Source organism: Pseudomonas sp. BAY1663 (assembly GCF_000582595.1).
Classification (GTDB): domain Bacteria; phylum Pseudomonadota; class Gammaproteobacteria; order Pseudomonadales; family Pseudomonadaceae; genus Stutzerimonas; species Stutzerimonas stutzeri_AF.
On record NZ_AZSV01000073.1, the window covers coordinates 1 to 22,114 of the forward strand.

17 protein-coding genes and 5 pseudogenes are annotated in these 22,114 nt (G+C 65.6%); 12 read left to right on the forward strand and 10 right to left on the reverse strand.

All coding sequences use genetic code 11. From position 1 onward, the window contains the following. Positions 1-233 precede the first annotated feature (233 nt). A pseudogene (gene serA / locus BAY1663_RS17455) lies at positions 234-1,462 on the reverse strand (phosphoglycerate dehydrogenase). Between the two features lie 200 nt (positions 1,463-1,662). On the opposite strand from serA, the gene BAY1663_RS17460 reads away from it, so the two are divergent. The 4 genes and pseudogenes from BAY1663_RS17460 to BAY1663_RS17475 all read left to right on the forward strand — a co-directional run bounded on the left by BAY1663_RS17460 (position 1,663) and on the right by BAY1663_RS17475 (position 5,751). Continuing rightward, a complete protein-coding gene (locus tag BAY1663_RS17460) occupies positions 1,663-3,057 on the forward strand; it encodes an FAD-binding oxidoreductase (protein ID WP_037043161.1) in 1,395 nt (464 codons plus the stop codon). 28 nt (positions 3,058-3,085) lie between these two features. Further along, on the forward strand, positions 3,086-3,751 hold the full coding sequence (locus BAY1663_RS17465) for a fumarylacetoacetate hydrolase family protein (RefSeq protein WP_037043163.1): 666 nt from the start codon (positions 3,086-3,088) through the stop codon (positions 3,749-3,751). Positions 3,752-3,842: 91 nt separating this feature from the next. After that, positions 3,843-4,752 (forward strand): annotated as a pseudogene (locus tag BAY1663_RS17470) (SdiA-regulated domain-containing protein). A gap of 97 nt (positions 4,753-4,849) precedes the next feature. Beyond that, positions 4,850-5,751: pseudogene (locus tag BAY1663_RS17475) on the forward strand (SdiA-regulated domain-containing protein). Between the two features lie 39 nt (positions 5,752-5,790). Here the strand turns inward: BAY1663_RS17475 and BAY1663_RS17480 are convergent. Then, entirely contained in the window at positions 5,791-6,138 is a 348-nt protein-coding gene (locus BAY1663_RS17480; RefSeq protein WP_037043165.1) for a YegP family protein, read from the reverse strand. A gap of 88 nt (positions 6,139-6,226) precedes the next feature. Further along, a complete protein-coding gene (gene rpiA / locus BAY1663_RS17485; protein WP_037043167.1) occupies positions 6,227-6,898 on the reverse strand; it encodes a ribose-5-phosphate isomerase RpiA in 672 nt (223 codons plus the stop codon). Positions 6,899-7,064: 166 nt separating this feature from the next. On the opposite strand from rpiA, the pseudogene ilvA reads away from it, so the two are divergent. Together ilvA and BAY1663_RS17495 are read left to right on the forward strand one after the other, a co-directional pair. After that, a pseudogene (gene ilvA, locus BAY1663_RS17490) lies at positions 7,065-8,578 on the forward strand (threonine ammonia-lyase, biosynthetic). 24 nt (positions 8,579-8,602) lie between these two features. Further along, positions 8,603-9,043, forward strand: coding sequence for a DUF2269 family protein (locus BAY1663_RS17495; RefSeq protein ID WP_037043170.1), 441 nt, complete (start codon positions 8,603-8,605; stop codon positions 9,041-9,043). A gap of 33 nt (positions 9,044-9,076) precedes the next feature. On the opposite strand, the gene BAY1663_RS17500 is transcribed toward BAY1663_RS17495, so the two are convergent. After that, complete coding sequence (locus BAY1663_RS17500) at positions 9,077-9,730, reverse strand: HAD family phosphatase (protein WP_037043172.1); 654 nt, start codon at positions 9,728-9,730, stop codon at positions 9,077-9,079. Between the two features lie 190 nt (positions 9,731-9,920). On the opposite strand from BAY1663_RS17500, the gene BAY1663_RS17505 reads away from it, so the two are divergent. Both BAY1663_RS17505 and ptsP read left to right on the forward strand, forming a co-directional pair. Next, positions 9,921-10,400: an RNA pyrophosphohydrolase gene (locus BAY1663_RS17505; protein WP_037043199.1), complete on the forward strand. Its 480-nt coding sequence runs from the start codon at positions 9,921-9,923 to the stop codon at positions 10,398-10,400. A 22-nt stretch (positions 10,401-10,422) separates the two neighbouring features. Continuing rightward, positions 10,423-12,695: pseudogene (gene ptsP, locus BAY1663_RS17510) on the forward strand (phosphoenolpyruvate--protein phosphotransferase). A gap of 15 nt (positions 12,696-12,710) precedes the next feature. Here ptsP and BAY1663_RS17515 read toward each other — a convergent pair. Further along, on the reverse strand, positions 12,711-13,466 hold the full coding sequence (locus tag BAY1663_RS17515; protein ID WP_037043174.1) for an NRDE family protein: 756 nt from the start codon (positions 13,464-13,466) through the stop codon (positions 12,711-12,713). 121 nt (positions 13,467-13,587) lie between these two features. On the opposite strand from BAY1663_RS17515, the gene BAY1663_RS17520 reads away from it, so the two are divergent. The 4 genes from BAY1663_RS17520 to BAY1663_RS17535 all read left to right on the forward strand — a co-directional run bounded on the left by BAY1663_RS17520 (position 13,588) and on the right by BAY1663_RS17535 (position 16,927). Beyond that, on the forward strand, positions 13,588-14,370 hold the full coding sequence (locus BAY1663_RS17520; protein ID WP_037043176.1) for a sulfite exporter TauE/SafE family protein: 783 nt from the start codon (positions 13,588-13,590) through the stop codon (positions 14,368-14,370). 10 nt (positions 14,371-14,380) lie between these two features. Then, positions 14,381-15,181, forward strand: a complete 801-nt coding sequence (gene lgt / locus BAY1663_RS17525) for a prolipoprotein diacylglyceryl transferase (protein WP_037043178.1) — start codon at positions 14,381-14,383, stop codon at positions 15,179-15,181. A gap of 90 nt (positions 15,182-15,271) precedes the next feature. Beyond that, positions 15,272-16,066, forward strand: coding sequence for a thymidylate synthase (locus tag BAY1663_RS17530; protein WP_037043180.1), 795 nt, complete (start codon positions 15,272-15,274; stop codon positions 16,064-16,066). A gap of 87 nt (positions 16,067-16,153) precedes the next feature. Next, positions 16,154-16,927, forward strand: a complete 774-nt coding sequence (locus tag BAY1663_RS17535; protein ID WP_037043183.1) for a ParA family protein — start codon at positions 16,154-16,156, stop codon at positions 16,925-16,927. A gap of 206 nt (positions 16,928-17,133) precedes the next feature. Here BAY1663_RS17535 and BAY1663_RS17540 read toward each other — a convergent pair whose 3' ends face one another. From BAY1663_RS17540 to BAY1663_RS17560, 5 genes are read right to left on the reverse strand one after another with little or no spacing between them, the layout of a single operon-like run. Then, entirely contained in the window at positions 17,134-18,123 is a 990-nt protein-coding gene (locus BAY1663_RS17540; RefSeq protein WP_037043185.1) for a branched-chain amino acid ABC transporter permease, read from the reverse strand. Then, entirely contained in the window at positions 18,123-19,010 is an 888-nt protein-coding gene (locus BAY1663_RS17545; protein WP_037043187.1) for a branched-chain amino acid ABC transporter permease, read from the reverse strand. The genes BAY1663_RS17540 and BAY1663_RS17545 overlap by 1 nt, the downstream gene beginning before the upstream one ends. Beyond that, positions 19,010-19,720: an ABC transporter ATP-binding protein gene (locus tag BAY1663_RS17550; RefSeq protein WP_037043195.1), complete on the reverse strand. Its 711-nt coding sequence runs from the start codon at positions 19,718-19,720 to the stop codon at positions 19,010-19,012. Before BAY1663_RS17550 ends, BAY1663_RS17545 begins: the two co-directional genes overlap by 1 nt. Further along, the gene (locus BAY1663_RS17555) at positions 19,713-20,522 is read right to left on the reverse strand and encodes an ABC transporter ATP-binding protein (RefSeq protein ID WP_037043197.1); all 810 of its coding nucleotides are present in this window, start codon (positions 20,520-20,522) and stop codon (positions 19,713-19,715) included. The genes BAY1663_RS17550 and BAY1663_RS17555 overlap by 8 nt, the downstream gene beginning before the upstream one ends. A gap of 2 nt (positions 20,523-20,524) precedes the next feature. Then, positions 20,525-21,730, reverse strand: coding sequence for an ABC transporter substrate-binding protein (locus tag BAY1663_RS17560; RefSeq protein WP_037043198.1), 1,206 nt, complete (start codon positions 21,728-21,730; stop codon positions 20,525-20,527). Between the last annotated feature and the right edge of the window lie 384 nt (positions 21,731-22,114).

Below are 22,114 nucleotides of genomic sequence, written 5' to 3' on the forward strand. Positions count from 1 at the left end.
GATGCAGGGGCAAGCGTTTTTGCTTACTTTTTTCGCGACTGAAAAAAGTGAGTCGCCCAGCAGGGCGAAACCAATCTCTCAAGCAACTCGCTAAACGCCAAATGAAAGCAAAACTTTCATTCAACACACCCAATCTTGCCAGTCCGGTGTCAATCCTTGCTTCCCCAAGAAAGCGCGATGAACCACAAAAAAGGGAGGCCGGAGCCTCCCTCAACAACCTTCACGCCTTCGTATCAGAACAGTACCCGGCTACGGATGGTGCCATTGACGTGCTGCAGCTTCTCCAGCGCCAGGTCGGAATACTCCTTGTCCACGTCGATCACCACGTAGCGACCTTCTCGTTGGTCTGCAGGAACTGGCCGCAGACGTTGATGCCGTTGTCGGCGAACACCTTGTTGATCTCGCTCATCACGCCCGGAATGTTCTGGTGGATGTGCAGCAGGCGGTGCTTGCCCGGGTGCGACGGCAGGGCCACTTCGGGGAAGTTGACCGAGGACACCGAGGTGCCATTGTCGCTGTACTTGACCAGCTTCTCGGCCACTTCCAGGCCGATGTTGGCCTGTGCTTCGGCCGTCGAGCCGCCGATGTGCGGGGTGAGGATCACACGGTCCAGGCCGCGCAGCGGGCTTGCGAACTCCTCGTCGTTGGAGCGCGGCTCCACCGGGAACACGTCGATGGCGGCGCCGATCAGGTGCTCATCCTTGATCGCGGCGGCCAGGTGGTCCAGCTCGACCACGGTGCCGCGGGCGGCGTTGATCAGGATGCCGCCCTTCTTCATCGCGCGGATTTCCTTCTCGCCGATCATCCACTGGGTGGACGGCAGTTCCGGCACGTGCAGCGAAACGATGTCGCACATGCCCAGGAGGTCGTACAGCGAGCCGACCTGGGTGGCATTGCCCAGCGGCAGCTTGGTCACCACGTCGTAGAAGTAGACCTGCATGCCCAGTGCCTCGGCCAGCACCGAAAGCTGGGTGCCGATGGAGCCGTAGCCGATGATGCCGAGCTTCTTGCCGCGGATCTCGAACGAGTTGGCCGCCGACTTGATCCAGCCGCCGCGGTGGCAGGAGGCGTTCTTCTCGGGGATGCCGCGCAGCAGCAGGATGGCTTCGGCGAGCACCAGCTCGGCCACCGAACGGGTGTTGGAGTAGGGCGCGTTGAACACCGCGATGCCGCGCTCGCGGGCGGCGTTGAGGTCGACCTGGTTGGTGCCGATGCAGAAGCAGCCGACGGCGATCAGCTTCTTCGCCGCGTCGAAGACCTCTTCGGTCAGCTGGGTGCGCGAGCGGATGCCGATGAAGTGGGCATCGGCGATCTTCGCCTTCAGCTCGTCGCCGGACAGCGCGGTCTTGAGGTATTCGATGTTCGAGTAACCGGCGGCCTTCAGGGTGTCGATGGCATTCTGGTGAACGCCTTCCAGAAGAAGGAACTTGATCTTGCTCTTGTCGAGAGAGGTCTGGCTCATCTGCATTAAAACCTTTAAGGCCGGAGGTTATCACTGATGTGTCCAGCGAAGGCTGACCGAACCGGCGGGAGCGGTGTCGGAAGTCTGCCGAGGCACGTTTCAAAGGGGGGCGTATGCTAGCATACGAGCCCCGCGAAACACCCCCATCCCTGTGCTGAAGCGTGCTCAGGGTGACCATGAATCGTATGAGAGTTCCCGTGATGACCGATCCCGCCTTGATCGATGAGCTGAAAACCCTGGTCGAACCCGGCAAGGTATTGACCGACGCCGATTCGCTGAACGCCTACGGCAAGGACTGGACCAAGCATTTCGCCCCGGCGCCCTCGGCCATCGTCTTCCCCAAGACCATCGAGCAGGTGCAGGCCATCGTCCGCTGGGCCAACCAGCACAAGGTCGCGCTGGTGCCCTCGGGCGGGCGCACCGGGCTTTCCGCCGCGGCCGTGGCGGCCAACGGCGAGGTGGTGGTGGCCTTCGACTACATGAACCAGATCCTCGACTTCAACGCCACCGACCGCACCGTGGTCTGCCAGCCGGGCGTGGTCACCGCCGTCCTGCAGCAGTTCGCCGAGGACAAGGGCCTGTACTACCCGGTGGACTTCGCCTCCGCCGGCTCCAGCCAGATCGGCGGCAACATCGGCACCAATGCCGGCGGCATCAAGGTGATCCGCTACGGCATGACCCGCAACTGGGTTGCCGGGCTCAAGGTCGTCACTGGCAAGGGCGACCTGCTGGAACTGAACAAGGACCTGATCAAGAACGCTACCGGCTATGACCTGCGCCAGCTGTTCATCGGCGCCGAGGGTACGCTTGGATTTGTAGTGGAAGCGACCATGCGCCTGGAGCGCCAGCCGACCAACCTCACGGCGATGGTGCTCGGCACGCCGGACTTCGATTCGATCATGCCGGTGCTGCATGCCTTCCAGGACAAGCTGGACCTGACCGCCTTCGAATTCTTCTCCGACAAGTGCCTGGACAAGATCCTCGGCCGTGGCGACATCCCTGCGCCCTTCGAGACGCGCGCGCCCTTCTATGCGCTGCTGGAGTTCGAGGCCACCACCGAGGAGCGCGCCGAGCAGGCGCTGGCGACCTTCGAGCATTGCGTCAACGAAGGCTGGGTGATCGACGGCGTGATGAGCCAGAGCGAGCAGCAGCTGCAGAACCTGTGGAAACTGCGCGAGTACATCTCCGAGACCATCAGCCACTGGACGCCGTACAAGAACGACATCTCGGTCACCGTGTCGAAGGTGCCGGCCTTCCTCGCCGACATCGACGCCATCGTCACCAGCAACTACCCGGACTTCGAGGTGCTCTGGTACGGCCATATCGGCGATGGCAACCTGCACCTGAACATCCTCAAGCCCGAGGCGCTGTCCAAGGAAGAGTTCTTCGACAAGTGCACGTCGGTGAACAAGTGGGTGTTCGAGACCGTCGAGAAGTACAACGGCTCGATCTCCGCCGAACACGGTGTCGGCATGACCAAGCGCGACTATCTCGAGTACAGCCGCTCGCCGGCCGAGATCGCCTACATGAAGGCGGTCAAGGCGGCATTCGACCCGAACGGCATCATGAACCCCGGCAAGATCTTCGCGGCCTGACCGGGCCCAGGGATATCAGGAGTCTTCGATGAGCTACCAGCACCACTACACCGATGGCACGCCGATCCACTTCCCGCTGGGCAAGGTGGTCTGCATCGGCCGCAACTATGCCGAACACGCCAGGGAGCTGAACAACCCGGTACCGAGCGAGCCGCTGCTGTTCATCAAGGCTGGCAGCTGCGCCGTGCCGCTGGAAGGCGGCTTCGGCATTCCCGCCGACCGTGGCGCGGTGCACTACGAAGCGGAGATCGCCGTGCTGATCGGCAAGCCGCTGTCGCGCAAGCCGAACGAGGAAGAGGTGCGCGACGCCATCTCCGGCTTCGCCCCGGCGCTGGACCTGACCCTGCGCGACGTGCAGGCCAGGCTCAAGGAAAAGGGCCATCCGTGGGAGATCGCCAAGAGCTTCGACGGCGCCTGCGTGCTGGCGCCCTTCGTGCCGGGCGATGCGGTGGAGGAGCTGAACGACATCGGCATCCGCCTGAGCATCAACGGCGAGGTCCGCCAGGACGGCAACAGCAGCCAGATGCTCAATGCCATCGTGCCGCTGCTGCAGCACATCGCCGGGCACTTCAGCCTGCAACCGGGCGACGTGGTGCTGACCGGTACGCCGGCCGGCGTCGGTCCGCTCGAGCAGGGCGACCAGCTGGTGCTGGAACTGGTCGGGCTGTCGCGGTTCGAGAGCCGCGTGCTCTGATCTCCCCCGACGCGGCGGGGTTCACCCGCCGCGTTTGCCGCTTCCTCGCGAGCCGTGCTGTAATCCGGCACCCTCCGCTGGAACGCTTCCCATGCCCGTTCGTTATTCCCGCTGGCGCCTGCTCGGCTACGCCTTGTTGCTATTCGTCCTCGCCGCCGTGCTGGTTACCGGCCGCCTGCTGCATTGGGACGATCAGCTGCGGCTGTACTGGGACGAGCGTTCGGTCAGCCCGGAGCAACGCGCGGCGGGCATCTGGCTGCCGGACTATGAACTGGCATTGGAAACCACGCTGGCCGGCCTGGAGGAAGATGAAACCTCCGGGCTGACCTGGAACCCGCTGACCGGCACGCTGTTCACAGTGACCAGCCAGAACCCGCAACTCGTCGAGTTCACGCCCGCCGGCGTCGTGTTGCGGCGTATCCCGCTCAGCGGTTTCGCCGACCCGGAGGCGGTGGAAGCGCTGGGTGACGGCCGCCTGGCGATCGTCGACGAGCGCCGTCGGCTGGTCGCGGTGTTCCGCCTGGAACCGGATGTGGAAACGCTGGATCTGGATGACCTCGCCAGCTATGACCTGGCTTCGCCGATGCCGGCAACAAGGGCTTCGAGGGGCTGGCCTGGAACCCACATACGCAACGCCTGCTGCTGGCCAAGGAACGGGACCCGCAGGGGCTGTTCGAGCTGCCCTTCCCCGGTGAGGACGGCGCTGTCGGCGCGCTGCAGGCGCTGCAGGGGCTGCCCAGCCAGCCGCTGCTGGTGCGCGACCTGTCCTCGGTGGCGATCGATCCGCGCAGCGTCATACCCTGCTGCTCTCCGACGAGTCGCGCCTGTTGGTGGAACTCGACCTGCAGGGGCAGCCGCGCAGCTTCATCAGCCTGTTCGGCGGCCTCAACGGTCTGGTACAGGGCATCAAGCAGGCTGAAGGGGTAGCGATGGACGGCGAGGGCAACATCTACGTGGTCGGTGAACCCAATCGCTTCTACGTCTTCAGCCGCCGGCCGTGACGGGCGGCATGGCGCGGGCAGCCGGAGCCCGCGGTTAAGCTTGGGGTAAGCCGTGCTGTGCACAATGGCCGCCTTGCGAAACAGACAAAGTGGCAATATGCGCGCATTGAAATTTCCGGTGATTGCGGCGGTGGCTGCGGTGCTACTGCTGGCGGCCGCCGCTGGCGTTCATTATCGATTGTTCGAACGGGGGGCGTTCCATTTTTCCCAATGGCGTCAGGCTGGGGAGCGCCAGGTGGTCTCGCTATGGCTACCGGACTACCGAGCTCGATCCAGGGCAAGGTCATCGGTGGCATCGACGACGATCTCTCGGCGCTGACCTTCGACCCGGACCGCAACAGCCTCATCGCCGTCACCAACGGAAACCCGCACCTGCTCGAGCTCAGTCTCGAGGGTGATCTGGTCCGTGCCATCCCGCTGGTGGGGCTTGGCGATCCGGAAGCGATCGAGTACATCTCCCCTGGCGTCTACGTGATCAGCGATGAGCGCCTACAACGCCTGCTGCGCGTCGAGGTTGACGAGCGTACCCAGCAGATCGATGTTGCGGGCGCGCAACAGCTGTCGCTGGGTATCGACCGCAACGGCAACAAGGGCTTCGAGGGGCTGGCCTACGATGCCGCGGGCAAGCGGCTATTCGTGGCCAAGGAGCGCGATCCGGTGCGCATCTACGAGATCACCGGCTTCCCCTACGTCAGCGGGAAGCAGGCCATCGCGGTGCATGTCAGCGAGAATCGCGAGCGCGATGCTGGGCTATTCGTACGCGACCTGTCCAGCCTGCAGTTCGATGAGCGGACCGGCCACCTGCTGGCGCTCTCCGATGAATCACGGTTGGTGGTCGAGCTGGGTACCGACGGCCAGCCGCTCAGCAGCCTGTCGCTGAGCGCAGGCCGGCATGGACTGGAACGCGACGTGCCGCAGGCCGAAGGCATTGCCATGGGGCCGGACGGCACGCTCTATCTGGTCAGCGAGCCGAACCTGTTCTACGTGTTCCGCAAGTGATCCGGGTGGCCGGCTGGCGCGCTGACCACCCGGCGCCGGTCAGGTGACCGGTGCGGCGCTCTCGTCCTGCAGCGCCGCATCGGGGGCGTGGCGGCGAACCGAGTCGCAGCCCTGTTCGGCGCTGTGCAGGCTGGCATACATCTGGCTCTGGCCGACGACCTCGCCGTTGGTGGCCTTGAGCACGAAGTAGTGCTTGCCGTTGCTGGATTCCCTGATTTCGAACGCGCCTTCGCGCACGGCGTTCTTGCGTACCGAGTCGATACCGTTCAGCGCCGAGGCATGGGCCTTGTATTGTTCGCTGGACAGCACGACCTGGCTGTTGCTGGCCAGCAGGTTGAAATGGAACTGGCCGTTGCTGGATTTCTTCAGCTGGAACTTGCCGGACATGGCGACACCCTCCTGTTGGTGGTCTGCGCTTGCTGGTGATGCAGCAAAAGCAAGCGTAGCCGCAAGCGGGGGATATCGCCGCTGCGCTTCAGCGTTCCAGTTTCTGCACGCCGCTTGCGGTGCCGAGCAGCAGGATGTCGGCCGGCCGCATGGCGAACAGGCCATTGCTGACCACGCCGACGATGTCGTTGATCTTGCCTTCCAGCTCCGGCGCAAAGCCGATCATCAGGTTGTGCACGTCGAGGATGACGTTGCCGTTGTCGGTCACCACGCCTTCACGGTAGACCGGGTCGCCGCCGAGCTTGACCAGCTCGCGCGCGACGTGGCTGCGCGCCATGGGGATGACTTCCACCGGCAGCGGGAAGGTGCCGAGCTGCTCGACCAGCTTGCTGCCATCGGCAATGCAGATGAAGGTCCTGGCCACCGCCGCGACGATCTTCTCGCGGGTCAGCGCCGCGCCGCCGCCCTTGATCAGCTCGAGGTGCCTGTTGGCTTCGTCGGCGCCGTCGACGTAGAACTCCAGTTCGCTCACCGTGTTCAGGTCGTAGACCGGGATGCCGTGCTGCTTCAGGCGCTCGGCGGTGGCCTCGGAGCTGGCCACCGCACCGTCGAAGAAGCCCTTGTGCCGAGCCAGCAGGTCGATGAAGAAGTTGGCGGTGGAGCCGGTGCCGACGCCGACGATGCTGCGGTCGTTGAGCTTGGGCACGATATGGTCGACGGCGGCCTGGGCGACGGCCTGCTTGAGCTGATCCTGGGTCATGGGAGGGTCCGGGCGGGAAGACGGGGTGTCGATTATAGCCCTGCGCCGCCGACGGGTCTCGCCCGCCGGCTGTACCGGCATTTTGCGTGCGCATTGTCTGTGGTCGAGGCGGGTGTCGCGGAGTAGACTCGCCTGATTGCCCGCAATTCCCGCCAAGATAGTCAGAATGCTCGAACACTACGTCAAGAAGATCCTCACCTCGCGCGTCTACGACGTCGCCATCGAAACCCCGCTGCAGCCTGCCCGCCAGCTGTCCGAACGCATCGGCAACCAGATTCTGCTCAAGCGCGAGGATCTGCAGCCGGTGTTCTCCTTCAAGGTACGCGGCGCCTACAACAAGCTGGCGCAGCTTTCGCCCGAGGAACTGGCACGCGGCGTGGTCACCGCCTCGGCCGGCAACCATGCGCAGGGCGTGGCGCTGGCGGCCAAGCAGCTGGGCATCAAGGCGACCATCGTCATGCCGCGCACCACCCCCGAGCTGAAGGTGCAGGGCGTGCGCGCCCGCGGCGGCAAGGTGGTGCTGCACGGCGACGCGTTCCCCGAGGCACTGGCCTATTCGCTGAAGCTGGTGGAAGAGAAGGGCTACGTCTATATCCACCCCTACGACGATCCTGACGTGATCGCCGGCCAGGGCACCGTGGCGATGGAGATCCTCCGTCAGCACCAGGGGCCGATCGACGCGATCTTCGTGCCGGTGGGCGGCGGCGGGCTGGTGGCCGGGATCGCCGCCTACGTGAAATACCTCTATCCGCAAACCAAGGTGATCGGCGTCGAGCCGGACGATTCCAACTGCCTGCAGGCGGCCATGGCCGCCGGCCAGCGGGTGGTGCTCGATCAGGTCGGGCTGTTCGCCGACGGCGTGGCGGTGGCGCAGATCGGCGAGCACACCTTCGACATCTGCCGGCGCTACGTCGACGAGGTGATCACCGTCAGCACCGACGAGATCTGCGCGGCGATCAAGGACATCTACGACGACACCCGCTCGATCACCGAGCCGGCCGGCGCGCTGGGCGTGGCCGGGATCAAGAAGTACGTCGAGCGCGAGGGTGCCAGCGGCCAGGTGTTGGTGGCCATCGACTCGGGCGCCAACGTCAATTTCGACCGTCTGCGCCACGTCGCCGAGCGCGCCGAGCTGGGCGAGAAGCGCGAGGCGATCATCGCCGTCACCATTCCCGAGCAGCCGGGCAGCTTCAAGGCCTTCTGCGAGGCCATCGGCAAGCGCCAGATCACCGAGTTCAACTACCGCTACCACACCAGCCGCGAGGCGCACATCTTCGTCGGCGTGCAGACCCACCCGGAAACCGATCCGCGCGCGGCGCTGGTGCAGAGCCTGCGCGAGAAGGGCTTCCCGGTGCTCGACCTGACCGACAACGAGCTGGCCAAGCTGCACACGCGCACATGGTCGGCGGCCATGCGGCCGGGGTCAGCGACGAACGGGTGCTGCGTTTCGAATTTCCCGAGCGGCCCGGCGCGCTGTTCAATTTCCTCAACAAGCTGGGCGGGCGCTGGAACATTTCCATGTTCCACTACCGTAACCATGGCGCCGCCGATGGCCGCGTGGTCGCCGGGCTGCAGGTGCCGGAGCAGGAACTGCACCTGCTGCCGGCGGCGCTGGACAAGATCGGCTACCGCTACTGGGATGAAAGCGACAACCCGGCCTACAAGCTGTTTCTCGGCTGAGCGAACGGGCTGCCAGGAGAGCACATGGAACACTACCTGCTGCTGAGAATCGTCCACGCCGTATCGGCGGTGCTGCTGATCCTCGGGCTGATCGCCCACGTGCTGTTGCTGTGGAAGGCCTGGCGCGGCGGCGATGCCGCGCTGCTGCAGCGCAAACTGCGGCGTACCCGGCTGATTGCCCTGCCGCTGCTGGCATTGCTGGCGCTGAGCCTGCCGGTCAGCGGCTGGTGGCTGGCGCACCTGGCCGGCTGGCCGCTGGGCCAGCTGTGGCTGCTGGCCAGTTCGCTGCTGTTCGTCCTGCTGTTGCCGCTCGGGCTGCTGCTCGCCGGCCGCCTGCGCGCCTGGGCGACGCTGGGCGATACAGCGGCACCGGCGCGCCTGCTGCGCTTTGCCCTCGCCTATGCCGGGCTGATCCTGCTGGTGCTGCTGGCGATCAGCGGCCTGATGGGTGCCAAGCCGGCCTGATTTCTCCCGCCCGGCCTGGCACGCTCCGCTGCTTCAGCGCAGCGAGATGATCTGCCAGCCGCGCTCTTCGGCGGTCTTGCGCAGGATCGGGTCCGGGTCGACCGCCACCGGGTGGCCGACGCGCTCGAGCAGCGGCAGGTCGTTGCGCGAATCGCTGTAGAAATAGCTGCCCTCCAGGGTTAGCGCGTTCTCCGCCAGCCAGCGCTCGATGCGCGCCACCTTGCCTTCCTGGAAGCAGGGGATGTCGGTGAGGCGCCCGGTGTAGCGGCCGTCCTCCATCCCGCACTCGGTGGCCAGCAGGGTATCGACGCCCAGCCGTGCGGCGATCGGGCCGGTGATGAAGCGGTTGGTGGCGGTGATGATCACCACCCGGTCGCCGGCCTCGAGGTGCTGGCGCAGCAGCGCCTCGCCCTTGCTCAGCACGATCGGTTCGATGAAGTCGCGCATGAACTCCGCGTGCCATTGCTGCAGCTGCGGCAATTCGCTGCGGCCGAGGATTTCCTGGCAGAAGTTCTGGTAGGCGTGCACATCGAGGGTGCCGGCGAGATAGTCCTGATAGAAGGCGTCGTTGCGTGCCTTGTAGTGAGTCGCATCGACGATGCCGCGCTGGCACAGGTATTCGCCCCAGGCGTGGTCGCTGTCACCGGCCAGCAGGGTGTTGTCGAGATCGAATAGAGCCAGGCGCACGGATGGTTTCCTCGGACTGTTGGGGAGGGGCCAAGCATAACGGTTGGCGCGCCTGCGCGGCAGCCTCGGCGATGACCGCGTGCGGCGCCGCGCCGAGGCTCTCCTGCGCCGGATGGCCGCTTGCCGTGCTTTCGACTCGTTGCGGTTTTGTGGAACAATGCCGCGACATGCGTCAGCGAGGTTGTATGCCGTGATCGATTCCGATGGTTTTCGCCCCAATGTCGGCATCATCCTGACCAATGATGTCGGTCAGGTGCTCTGGGCTCGGCGGATCAATCAGGATGCCTGGCAATTTCCGCAGGGCGGGATCAATGCCCGTGAAACACCGGAAGAGGCTCTGCTGCGCGAGCTCAACGAGGAAATCGGCCTGGAGGAGCAGGATGTGAACATCCTCGCCTGCACCCGCGGCTGGTTGCGTTATCGTCTGCCGCAGCGTCTGGTACGCACCCATAGCCAGCCGCTGTGCATCGGCCAGAAGCAGAAGTGGTTCCTGCTGCGCCTGACCAGTACCGAGGAGCGGGTGCGCATGGACCTGACCGGCAAGCCCGAGTTCGACGGCTGGCGCTGGGTCAGCTACTGGTATCCGCTGGGACAGGTGGTCACATTCAAGCGCGAGGTCTATCGTCGCGCACTTAAAGAACTCGCCCCGCGTCTGCCGGTGCGGGACTGAGACGAGGAGAAAGCCTCTGAGCATGCTCGGCACGCTGCGCAAGATTGTCCAGGAAGTGAATGCCGCCAAGGACCTCAAGGCGGCATTGGGCATCATCGTGCTGAGAGTCAGGGAGGCCATGGGTAGCCAGGTCTGCTCGGTCTATCTGCTCGATCCGGAGACCGAACGCTTCGTCCTGATGGCCACCGAAGGCCTCAACAAGCGCGCCATCGGCAAGGTCAGCATGGCGCCCAACGAGGGCCTGGTCGGCCTGGTCGGCACCCGCGAGGAGCCGCTCAACCTCGAACACGCTTCCGAACATCCCCGCTACCGCTACTTCGCCGAGACCGGCGAGGAACGCTACGCCTCCTTCCTCGGCGCGCCGATCATCCACCACCGGCGGGTGATGGGCGTGCTGGTCATCCAGCAGAAGGAACGCCGCCAGTTCGACGAGGGCGAGGAGGCCTTCCTGGTCACCATGAGCGCGCAGCTCGCCGGCGTCATCGCCCACGCCGAGGCGACCGGTTCGATCCGCGGTCTCGGCCGCCAGGGCAAGGGCATCCAGGAAACCCGTTTCGTCGGCATTCCGGGCGCGCCGGGTGCTGCGGTCGGGACCGCCCTGGTGGTGCTGCCGCCGGCCGATCTCGAAGTGGTGCCGGACAAGACCGTCGACAACATCGAAGCCGAGCTGACGCTGTTCGAGGCGGCGCTGGAAGCGGTACGCGCCGATATGCGCGGGCTCTCGGAAAAGCTCGCCACGCAGATGCGCAAGGAAGAGCGAGCGCTGTTCGACGTGTACCTGATGATGCTCGACGACTCCGCCCTCGGCGGCGAAGTGGTCAAGGTGATCCGCACCGGCCAGTGGGCCCAGGGCGCGCTGCGCCAGGTGGTCAACGAGCACGTGCGGCGCTTCGAGCTGATGGACGATGCTACCTGCGCGAGCGTGCCTCGGACGTCAAGGACATCGGCCGGCGCCTGCTTGCCTACCTGCAGGAAGCCCGCCAGCAGACCCTGGTCTACCCCGACAAGACCATCCTGGTCAGTGAGGAACTGTCGCCGGCGATGCTCGGCGAGGTGCCGGAAGGCAAGCTGGTCGGCATGGTCTCGGTGCTCGGCTCGAGCAACTCGCACGTCGCCATCCTCGCCCGCGCCATGGGCATTCCCACGGTGATGGGGGCGGTGGACCTGCCGTATTCCAAGGTCGATGGGATCGAGCTGATCATCGACGGCTACCGCGGCGAGATCATCACCAACCCCGGCAAGGTGCTGCGCGAACAGTACGAAGTGCTCGCCGAGCAGGAGCGCCAGCTCTCCGAGGGGCTCGACGTGCTGCGCGAGCTGCCCTGCGAGACCACCGACGGCCATCGCATACCGCTGTGGGTCAACACCGGCCTGCTCGCCGACGTGGTGCGTGCCCAGGAGCGCGGAGCCGAGGGCGTCGGCCTGTACCGCACCGAAGTGCCCTTCATGATCAAGGAGCGCTTCCCCAGCGAGAAGGAGCAGATGGCCATCTACCGCGAGCAGCTGGAGGCCTTCCATCCGCTGCCGGTGACCATGCGCAGCCTCGATATCGGCGGCGACAAGTGCCTGCCGTATTTCCCGATCAAGGAAGAAAATCCCTTCCTCGGCTGGCGCGGTATCCGCGTCACCCTCGACCATCCGGAGATATTCCTGCTGCAGGCCCGCGCCATGCTCAAGGCCAGCGCCGGGCTGAACAACCTGCGCATCCTGCTGCCGATGATCTCCGGCATCCGCGAACTGGAAGAAGCGTTGCACCTGATCCACCGCGCCTGGTGCGAGGTGCGCGACGAAGGGCTCGACGTGCGGATGCCGCCGGTGGGGGTGATGATCGAAGTGCCCGCGGCGGTCTACCTGACCCGTGAACTGGCACGCCTGGTCGACTTCATTTCGGTCGGCTCCAACGACCTGACCCAGTACCTGCTGGCCGTGGACCGCAACAACCCGCGGGTCGCCGACCTCTACGACTACCTGCATCCGGCCGTGCTGGAAGCGCTGCAGCGGGTGGTCAATGAAGCGCATGGCGAAGGCAAGCCGGTGAGCATCTGCGGCGAGATGGCCGGCGATCCGGCGGCGGCCATGCTGCTGCTGGCGATGGGCTTCGACAGCCTGTCGATGAACGCCACCAACCTGCCCAAGGTGAAGTGGCTGCTGCGCCAGGTCAGCATGGATACCGCCCAGCAGCTGCTGGGCCGGGTCATGCTCCTCGACAGCCCGCAGGTGATCCACAGCACCGTGCAGCTGACCCTGCGCAATCTCGGCCTGAGCAAGCTGATCAATCCTTCCGCTGCCGTTTGAGGTGCTGGGGTGCCCTCAGGCCCCCGGCGGATGGCGATAGCGCACCTCGCCCAGCGGGCCCAGCGGGCCGAAGCTGCGTTCGAGAATATCCAGCGTGCCGTCGGCCCGGCGGATCAGCGCGGTGCTGGCGCGGGTGCCGTATTCCGGGCTGGCGATGAAGATGCTCGACAACCGCCGTTCCCATTCCAGCGATACCCCGGTGCGTGGCAGCTCGTGCTCGGCGGCCGGCTGCGTATCGGCGAGCAGCTCCAGCAGGTGCTCCGGATCGGGCCGGGCGAGCTGGCTGGCCAGGGCCGCGCGCGCCCGGGTCAGTTTCGGCCAGGGGGTATCCAGGCCGGCGTTGGACAGCCCATAGAGGCCGGGCGCGAGCGGTCGTGGTTCGCCGGTGTGCGAATGCAGATGCCAGAGTTGCCGGTGATCGCCGGCCAGCAGATTGAACCCCGCATAGTCGGCGCAGCGTCCGGCCAGCTCGGCCAGGTAATCGCCCGGCGTCAGCTCGCCGCGCAGGTAACGCTCCGGTAGCTCGCCGCGCGAACGCAGGCCCGGCGGCTGGCCGGGCGCGCGGATGTTGGTCAGCGCGGCGAAACGTCCGCTCGCGGTGATGCCCAGCCAGGTGCCACCGGCCTGCAGGTCGCGCCCGCCGACGATCCAGGGCGCGTCCTCCCAGCAGCCCAGCGGCAGGCTGGGGCGCGCATGGAATTCATCGCGGTTGGCGGCCAGCACCAGCGGCAGCGCATGTTCCGGGCGCCAGGCGAAAACGATCAGGCACATGGGGTCGCTCGGTGGAAGGTTCGAAGCGAGAGCTTGAAGCCAACTGGCCGGCTCGGCAACCGCGTTCGGCTTCCGCCCGCTTTTTCGGCTACCATGCCGCTTTGCCTTGCGGATGGACCACATGGAGTTTCTGCTGTATCTGCTGCTGGGGAGCTTCGCCGGTGTGCTGGCCGGGCTGTTCGGCGTCGGCGGCGGAATGATCATCGTCCCGGTGCTGGTCCTGAGCTTCACCGCACACGGCTTCTCGGAGCAGGTACTGACCCATCTGGCCGTCGGCACTTCGCTGGCGACGATCGTCTTCACCTCGATCAATTCGATCCGGGCGCACCATCGCAGAGGCGCGGTGCGCTGGCCGATCGTGCTGTGGATGACCCTCGGCATTCTCGTCGGCGCCGCGCTCGGCTCGCTGACCGCGGCGGCCATCCAGGGGCCGATGCTGCAGAAGATCATCGGCGTGTTCGCCATTCTCATGGCGATCCAGATGGTGCTCGACATCAAGCCCAAGGCCTCGCGCGGCGTGCCGGGCAAGCCGGGGCTGACCGTGGCCGGCGTTGTGGTCGGCTGGGCCTCGGCAATCTTCGGCATCGGCGGTGGTTCGCTGACGGTGCCCTTTCTCAGCTGGCGCAGCGTGCCGATGCAGCAGGCGGTGGCCACTTCCGCGGCCTGCGGCCTGCCGATCGCCATCGCCGGTGCGCTGAGTTTCATGCTGGTCGGCTGGCACGATCCGCAACTGCCGGAATGGAGCTTCGGCTTCATCTACCTGCCTGCGCTGGTCGGCATTGCCATCACCAGCATGTTCTTCGCGCGTATCGGCGCGAACCTTGCGCATCGGCTGTCGGCCAGGGTCCTGAGACGGTTGTTCGCTCTGCTGCTGCTGAGCGTCGGCATCAATTTTCTTGTTTGAGGAGGCGCGGATGCTGCCCTACCCGCAGATCGATCCGGTGGCGATCGCCATCGGCCCGCTACAGATTCACTGGTACGGCCTGATGTACCTCGTCGGCATCGGCGGCGCCTGGTGGCTGGCATCGCTGCGGGTGCAGCGCTTCGCGCCGGAATGGCCGAAGGACAAGCTGTCGGACCTGGTGTTCTGGGTGGCCATGGGCGTGATCGTCGGTGGGCGCCTGGGTTACGTGCTGTTCTACGACCTGGCGGCTTACATCAATCAGCCGAGCCTGATCCTGCAGGTATGGAAAGGCGGCATGTCCTTCCATGGCGGGCTGATCGGCGTGCTGCTGTGCTCCTGGATCTTCGCCCGGCGCAACGGCAAGAGCTTCTTCGAGCTGATGGACTTCATCGCGCCCTTCGTGCCGATCGGCCTGGGTGCCGGACGCATCGGCAACTTCATCAACGCCGAGCTGTGGGGCAAGGCTTCCGACGTGCCCTGGGCGATGGTCTTCCCCACCGATCCGCAGCAGCTGGCGCGGCATCCGTCGCAGCTCTACCAGTTCGCCCTGGAAGGCGTCGCGCTGTTCGTCATCCTCTGGCTCTATTCGCGCAAGCCGCGGCCGACCATGGCGGTGTCCGGGCTGTTCGCGGTGTGCTACGGCATCTTCCGCTTCATCGTCGAATTCGTCCGCGTGCCGGACGCGCAGCTGGGTTACCTGGCGTTCGGCTGGCTGACCATGGGCCAACTGCTGTGCATCCCCATGGTGTTGCTCGGTGTCGGCATGATCGCCTGGGGTTATCGGCGCGACGCCTCCAACGCCCCGGCCTGACAGGCCGTTGCCCGGCTCGTCGCAGCGTACGCGACAAGCCGGGCCCGGCCTTTTACTATTCGCGCAGCCTTTTCCCCTCCGAGCCCATCGATGAAACAGTACCTCGACCTGATGCGCCATGTGCGCGAACACGGCACCTTCAAGAGCGATCGCACCGGCACCGGCACCTACTCGGTGTTCGGCCATCAGATGCGTTTCGACCTGGGCCAGGGCTTCCCGCTGGTGACCACCAAGAAGTGCCATCTGCGCTCGATCATCCACGAGCTGCTGTGGTTTCTCAAAGGCGACACCAACATCGCCTACCTGAAGGAAAACGGCGTCTCGATCTGGGACGAGTGGGCCGACGAGAACGGCGATCTCGGCCCGGTCTACGGCTACCAGTGGCGTTCCTGGCCGGCGCCGAACGGCGAGTCCATCGACCAGATCGCCAACCTGCTGGCGATGATCAGGAAGAACCCGGATTCGCGCCGGCTGATCGTCTCGGCCTGGAACCCGGCGCTGGTCGAGCAGATGGCGCTGCCGCCGTGCCACGCGCTGTTCCAGTTCTACGTCGCCGACGGCAAGCTCAGCTGCCAGCTCTACCAGCGCTCGGCGGACATCTTCCTCGGCGTGCCCTTCAACATCGCCAGCTACGCGCTGCTGACGCTGATGATGGCGCAGGTCTGCGACCTCGAGCCGGGCGAGTTCATCTGGAGCGGCGGCGACTGCCACCTGTACGCCAACCACCTGGAGCAGGCCGACCTGCAGCTGACCCGCGAACCGCTGCCGCTGCCGACGATGAAACTCAACCCCGCGGTGAAGGACCTGTTCGCCTTCCGCTTCGACGATTTCGAGCTGGTCGGCTACGAGGCGCATCCGCACATCAAGGCGCCCGTCGCTGTCTGACTTTGGTCGGGTTTGCCGCTGCGGATAACCTGGCTGTCATGTTTGCCGTATAGACTCGACCACTCAGGGATTCTCAGAGGGCGAGTCATGCGCAGGGTCGTGTTCAATCAGAAGGGCGGGGTCGGCAAGTCGAGCATCGCCTGCAACCTGGCGGCGGTCAGCGCGTCGCAGGGCTACCGCACGCTGCTGGTGGACCTGGATGCCCAGGCCAATTCCACCCACTACCTGACCGGGCTCACCGGCGATGCGGTGCCCACCGGCATCGCCGATTTCTTCAAGCAAGTACTGGCCGGCGGTAGCGCCGGCAAGAAGGCGCGCCCGCCGATCCTCGAGACGGCCTTCGACAACCTGCACCTGGTCAGCGCCACCGCCGAGCTGGCCGACCTGCAGCCCAAGCTGGAGGCCAAGCACAAGATCAACAAGCTGCGCAAACTGCTCGACGGCCTGGCCGAGGAGTACGACCGGCTCTACCTGGATACGCCGCCGGCACTGAACTTCTATACCGTTTCGGCGCTGATCGCGGCCGACCGCTGCCTGATTCCCTTCGACTGCGACAGCTTCTCGCGTCAGGCGCTGTACGGCCTGCTGGAAGAGATCGAGGAGCTGAAGGAGGACCACAACGAGACGCTCGAGGTCGAGGGCATCGTGGTCAACCAGTTCCAGCCGCGGGCGGCACTGCCACAGCAGATGATCGAGGAACTGCTCGGCGAAGGCCTGCCGGTGCTGCCGGTCAACCTGATGAACTCGGTGCGGATGCGCGAATCGCACCAGGCCTGCATGCCGCTGGTCTACTTCGACCCGCGGCACAAGCTGAGCCAGCAGTTCGTCGAGCTGCACGACCTGCTCGAAGGGCAGGGTTGAGCGGGGCGCCGCCGGGGATTGGCGTGGATGCAGCCCGTCGGGCTTCGGCGTTACGCGCCCCAGGCTACGCGCCAACCTTCACCGATCGATCTCGTAGGTTGGGTTGAGCGCAGCGAAGCCCAACGCATGCGGGCGGGATGTTGGGCTTCGGTGCTCCCAACCTACGCGCTGCGTGCCCCCATCCTGCCGCTTCGTTCTCCCCGGCCTCAATCCTCGGCGCGCCGTTCGAGCTTCTTGCCCAGCCGTGAGGCGTAGAGTTCGCCGATCATGCCGCGGCGGAACACCAGCACGCAGACCATGAAGATGATTCCGGTGACCAGCGTTACCGGCAGCTCGGAGGTGGCGAAGTAGTTGCCCAGGGTGGTCACCAGCGCCGCGCCGAAGATCGGCCCGACCAGGGTGCCGATGCCGCCGAGCAGGGTCATCAGCACCACCTCGCCGGACATCTGCCAGCTGACGTCGGTCAGCGTGGCGAACTGGAACACCAGCGCCTTCAGTCCGCCGGCCAGCCCCGCCAGGGCGGCGGACATGACGAAGGCGCCGAGCTTGTAGCGCGACACCGTGTAGCCGAGGGAGATCGCGCGGTTCTCGTTCTCGCGGATCGAGCGCAGGATCATGCCGAACGGGGAGTGGATGACGCGCCAGATCACGAACATCCCGGCGAGGAACACCGAGAGCACGAAGAAGTACATGTACAGCGGCTCCTCGAGGTCGATGAAGCCGAACAGATGCCCGCGCGGAATGCCCTGGATGCCGTCCTCGCCATGGGTGAAGCCGGCCTGCAGGCAGAAGAAGAAAAACATCTGCGACAGCGCCAGGGTGATCATCGTCGAGTAGATGCCCTGCCGGCGGATCGCCAGGAAACCGATGACCAGCCCGAGAAACGCCGCGCCGGCGACGCCGACGAGAATGCCCAGTTCCGGCGGCAGGCCCCATTCCTTCACCGCGTGGGCGGTGAAATAGGCCGAGCCGCCGAAGAACGCCGCATGGCCGAAGGAGAGGATGCCGGTGTAGCCGAGCAGCAGGTTGAAGGCGCAGGCGAACAGCGCGAAGCACAGCACCTTCATCAGGAAGATCGGGTAGAAGTAGAACGGCGCCAGGGCCAGGGCGACCACGCCGATCAGGATCAGTACGGTCTCCAGGCGCAGCAGCGGGCGCTTGGTCGGCGTGATCGTGCCGGTGGCTTGGCTGTTCATCAGGCGTCCCTCCCCATCAGGCCGGCCGGGCGCACCAGCAGTACGATGGCCATGATCACGAAAATCACGATGTTCGATGCCTCGGGATAGAACACCTTGGTCAGCCCCTCGAGAATGCCCAGCATGTAGCCGGTGATGATCGCGCCGAGAATCGAGCCCATGCCGCCGACCACCACCACGGCGAACACCACGATGATCAGGTTCGAGCCCATCAGCGGGCTGACCTGGTAGATCGGCGCGGCGAGAATGCCGGCCAGCCCGGCCAGTGCCGCGCCCATGCCATAGGTGAAGGTCAAGAGCAGCGGCACGTTGATGCCGAAGGTGCGCACCAGCGTCGGGTTTTCGGTGGCGGCGCGCAGGTAGGCGCCGAGCTTGGTCTTTTCGATCAACAGCCAGCTGGCGATGCAGATCGCCAGCGAGGCCAGCACCACCCAGGCGCGGTACTTGGGCAGGAACATGAAGCCCAGGTTGTAGCCGCCGGCCAGCTCCTTGGGCACCGCGTAGGGTTGCCCGGATGAGCCGTAGTAGTAGCGGAAGGCACCTTCCAGGGCCAGCGCCAGGCCGAAGGTGAAGAGCAGGCTGTAGAGGTGGTCGAGGTTGTACAGCCGCGACAGTGCCACACGCTCGACCACCGCGCTGCACAGGCCGACCACGATCGGTGCGAGGATCAGCGCCGGCCAGTAGCCGATGCCCAGGGTGGCCAGCAGCAGGTAGCCGGCGAAGGCGCCGATCATGTACTGCGCGCCGTGGGCGAAGTTGATGATCTTCAGCATGCCGAAGATGATCGCCAAGCCCAGGCTGAGCATGGCGTAGAACGAGCCGTTGATCAGGCCGATGAGCAGCTGGCCGAGGAACGCCTGGATCGGCACATCGAAAATCGTCGTCATCAGACCCCCAGGACTTCGTTGAGCATGGTCATGCGGCCAGGCAGTTCGTCGACGGCGAAGGTATCGATGACCTTGCCGTGATCCACCACGTAGAAGCGGTCGGCGACCTTGCTGGCGAAGCGGAAATTCTGCTCCACCAGCAGGATGGTCATGCCGCGCTGCTTGAGTGTCACCAGCACCTCGCCGATGCGCTGGATGATCACCGGCGCCAGGCCTTCGGTGGGTTCGTCGAGCAGCAGCAAGCGGGCGCCGGTGCGCAGGATGCGCGCCATCGCCAGCATCTGCTGCTCGCCGCCGGAAAGCTTGGTGCCCGGGCTCTTGCGGCGTTCCTCGAGGTTGGGAAACAGCTGGTAGATCTCCGCCAGGCTCATGCCGCCCTTGGCGATCACCGGTGGCAGGGTGAGGTTTTCCTCGACGGTAAGCGTGGAGAAGATGCCGCGCTCCTCCGGCACGTAGCCGATGCCGTGGCGCGCGGTGCGGTGCAGCGGCACGCGCAGCATGTCCTTGCCGTCGAAGCGGATGCTGCCGCTGCGCTTGCGGATGATGCCGACGATGGCGCGCAGCGCGGTGGTCTTGCCCACGCCGTTGCGCCCGAGCAGGGTCACCGTCTCGCCTTGATGAACGTCCAGGTCGATGCCGTGCAGGGCGTGGCTTTCGCCATACCAGGCGTTGAGGTCGCGTACCGACAGCAGGGGTGCGCTTTCAGTCATGTTCGGTCCCCATGTAGGCCACGCGCACGCGCTCGTCCTGGCTGACCGTGCGGTAGTCGCCGGAGGTGAGGATTTCGCCGCGTTGCAATACGGTCACCTGATGGCACAGGTCGGCGACCACCTTGAGGTTGTGCTCGACCATCAGCACGGCGCGCTGGGTGGCGACCTCGCGGATGATCTCGGCGACCACGTGCACGTCCTCATGGCCCATGCCGGCCATGGGTTCGTCGAGCAGCAGCACCTTGGGCTCCAGTGCCAGGGTGGTGGCGATTTCCAGTACGCGCTTGCGTCCGTAGGAGAGGTCGGCGGCCAGCTCGTGGCGCTTGTCGGCCAGGCCGACCGCTTCGATCAGCTGCATGGCGCGCTCGTTCAGGCGGTTGAGCGAGCGCATCGGCAGCCAGAACTGGGTGGCCAGCCCGCCCGGGCGCTGCAGGGCCACGCGCACGTTGTCCAGCACCGACAGGTGCGGGAACACCGCGGAAATCTGGAACGAACGCACCAGGCCCATCCGGGCCACCTTGGCCGGATCGGTGCGGGTGATGTCATGGTCGAGCAGGCGGATGCTGCCAGCGGTGGGCTGCAGGAACTTGGTCAGCAGGTTGAACACCGTGGTCTTGCCCGCGCCGTTGGGGCCGATCAAGGCGTGCACCCGGGCATGGCGCACGTCCAGATCGACGTTGTTGACCGCGACGAAGCCGCCGAACTCACGGCGCAGGCCGCGCGCCGAGAGCACCACGGGCGCGTCCAGCTCGGCCTCGCTGGCCGGCGAACCGGCGAAGCCGGCGTGAGCTGCGGCGGCCATGCTCATTGCCCGGCCAGATCGCAGCCGCTGTCGGCCGGCTTGATGTAGGCCTCGTCGCCCGGCACGGTGGCCAGCACCTTGTAGTAGTCCCAGGCGCGCTTGCTTTCCTCGGGCTTCTTCACCTCCATCAGGTAGACGTCGCTGATCAGCCGGCCGTTGGCGCCGACCTTGGCGTTGCGCGCGAAGACGTCGTCCACCGGCATCTCGTGCATCGCCTTGGCCACTGGCTCGGTGGCATCGGTGCCGGCCTTCTCGATGGCCTTGAGGTACTGCATCACGCCCGAATAGGTGCCGGCATGGACCATGTTCGGCATGCGCCCGGTGCGCTTGAAGAAGCGTTCGCCGAACTCGCGCGACTTGTCGTCGCGGTCCCAGTAGAAGCTTTCGGTCAGGGTCAGCCCCTGCGCGGCGTCGAGGCCCAGGCCGTGCACCTCGGCGAGGGTGAACAGCAGCGCGGCGAGGCGCTGGCCGCCGGCGACGATGCCGAATTCCGCCGCCTGCTTGATGCTGTTGGAGGTATCCAGGCCGGCGTTGGCCAGGCCGATGACCTTGGCCCCGGAGGATTGTGCCTGCAGCAGGAACGACGAATAGTCGGTGGTCGCCAGGGGGTGGCGGACCGCGCCCTTGACCTCGCCCCCCTTGGATTTGACGAACGTCGCGGTCTGCTCCTCCAGCGAATAGCCGAAGGCGTAGTCGGCGGTGAGGAAGTACCAGCTGTCGCCGCCCTGGGATACCAGTGCGCCGCCGGTGCCGACTGCCAGCGCGTGGGTGTCGTAGGCCCAGTGGAAACCATAGGGCGAGCATTGCTTGCCGGTCAGCTCGGTGGTGGCGGCGCCGGTGACCAGGTCGATCTTCTTCTTGCTCTTGGAAATGCCCTGCACTGCCAGCGCCACCGAGGAGGTGGTCAGCTCCATGATCGAGTCGACCTGCTCGCGGTCGTACCACTGGCGGGCGATGTTGGAGGCGATGTCCGGCTTGTTCTGGTGGTCGGCGGTGACGATCTCGATCGGCGCGTCCAGCACCTTGCCGCCGAAATCCTCGGCCGCCATCTTCGCCGCCTCGTATGACCATTTGCCGCCGAAATCGGCATACACGCCGGACTGGTCGTTGAGGATGCCGATCTTCACCTTGCCGTCGGAAATCTCGGCCGAGGCGGGAACGGCGATAGCCGCCGTCAGGGTTGCCGCTGCAATTGCTGGAAGCTTCATGCGTATCTCCTTGCACGATGGACCGTTACAGGACAACCCCGCCCGGAGCTGTCGAGGACGGCGCGGGGTCTAGGGGAAAACGGGGCAGGTACGCGCGAACGCGGTCGCGCAGGTCAGCTCGGGGCATGCGGTGAAAGGCGCCTGCAATGCGAGCCATCCGGGCACTGTGGCCCCGCGAGCGTTGCGGTGGCGGGGGAAGCGGGATGGGGAGCGCAGCCGGAGTAGGGTCGCAGCGATGGTCATGGGCGCCTTCTTCTTATTGTTTATTGTTGTTCTAGAAACTAAACGTAGCAGGGGATTTCGCGGAAGCAACTGCGCGGCGGATGTTTCGTGTCGCGGTGGGTGGGGGCGTTTCGGGGCTGGACGCGTTGCACGTCGCTGCCG

What these genes read in the sequence shown, in the direction of transcription:
- BAY1663_RS17460 (WP_037043161.1), top strand. Translation starts at nt 1,663, where the DNA reads ATGACCGATCCCGCCTTGATCGATGAGCTGAAAACCCTGGTCGAACCC.
- BAY1663_RS17465 (WP_037043163.1), top strand. Translation starts at nt 3,086, where the DNA reads ATGAGCTACCAGCACCACTACACCGATGGCACGCCGATCCACTTCCCG.
- BAY1663_RS17480 (WP_037043165.1), bottom strand. Translation starts at nt 6,138, where the DNA reads ATGTCCGGCAAGTTCCAGCTGAAGAAATCCAGCAACGGCCAGTTCCAT.
- rpiA (WP_037043167.1), bottom strand. Translation starts at nt 6,898, where the DNA reads ATGACCCAGGATCAGCTCAAGCAGGCCGTCGCCCAGGCCGCCGTCGAC.
- BAY1663_RS17495 (WP_037043170.1), top strand. Translation starts at nt 8,603, where the DNA reads ATGGAACACTACCTGCTGCTGAGAATCGTCCACGCCGTATCGGCGGTG.
- BAY1663_RS17515 (WP_037043174.1), bottom strand. Translation starts at nt 13,466, where the DNA reads ATGTGCCTGATCGTTTTCGCCTGGCGCCCGGAACATGCGCTGCCGCTG.
- BAY1663_RS17520 (WP_037043176.1), top strand. Translation starts at nt 13,588, where the DNA reads ATGGAGTTTCTGCTGTATCTGCTGCTGGGGAGCTTCGCCGGTGTGCTG.
- lgt (WP_037043178.1), top strand. Translation starts at nt 14,381, where the DNA reads ATGCTGCCCTACCCGCAGATCGATCCGGTGGCGATCGCCATCGGCCCG.
- BAY1663_RS17530 (WP_037043180.1), top strand. Translation starts at nt 15,272, where the DNA reads ATGAAACAGTACCTCGACCTGATGCGCCATGTGCGCGAACACGGCACC.
- BAY1663_RS17535 (WP_037043183.1), top strand. Translation starts at nt 16,154, where the DNA reads ATGCGCAGGGTCGTGTTCAATCAGAAGGGCGGGGTCGGCAAGTCGAGC.
- BAY1663_RS17540 (WP_037043185.1), bottom strand. Translation starts at nt 18,123, where the DNA reads ATGAACAGCCAAGCCACCGGCACGATCACGCCGACCAAGCGCCCGCTG.
- BAY1663_RS17545 (WP_037043187.1), bottom strand. Translation starts at nt 19,010, where the DNA reads ATGACGACGATTTTCGATGTGCCGATCCAGGCGTTCCTCGGCCAGCTG.
- BAY1663_RS17550 (WP_037043195.1), bottom strand. Translation starts at nt 19,720, where the DNA reads ATGACTGAAAGCGCACCCCTGCTGTCGGTACGCGACCTCAACGCCTGG.
- BAY1663_RS17555 (WP_037043197.1), bottom strand. Translation starts at nt 20,522, where the DNA reads ATGGCCGCCGCAGCTCACGCCGGCTTCGCCGGTTCGCCGGCCAGCGAG.
- BAY1663_RS17560 (WP_037043198.1), bottom strand. Translation starts at nt 21,730, where the DNA reads ATGAAGCTTCCAGCAATTGCAGCGGCAACCCTGACGGCGGCTATCGCC.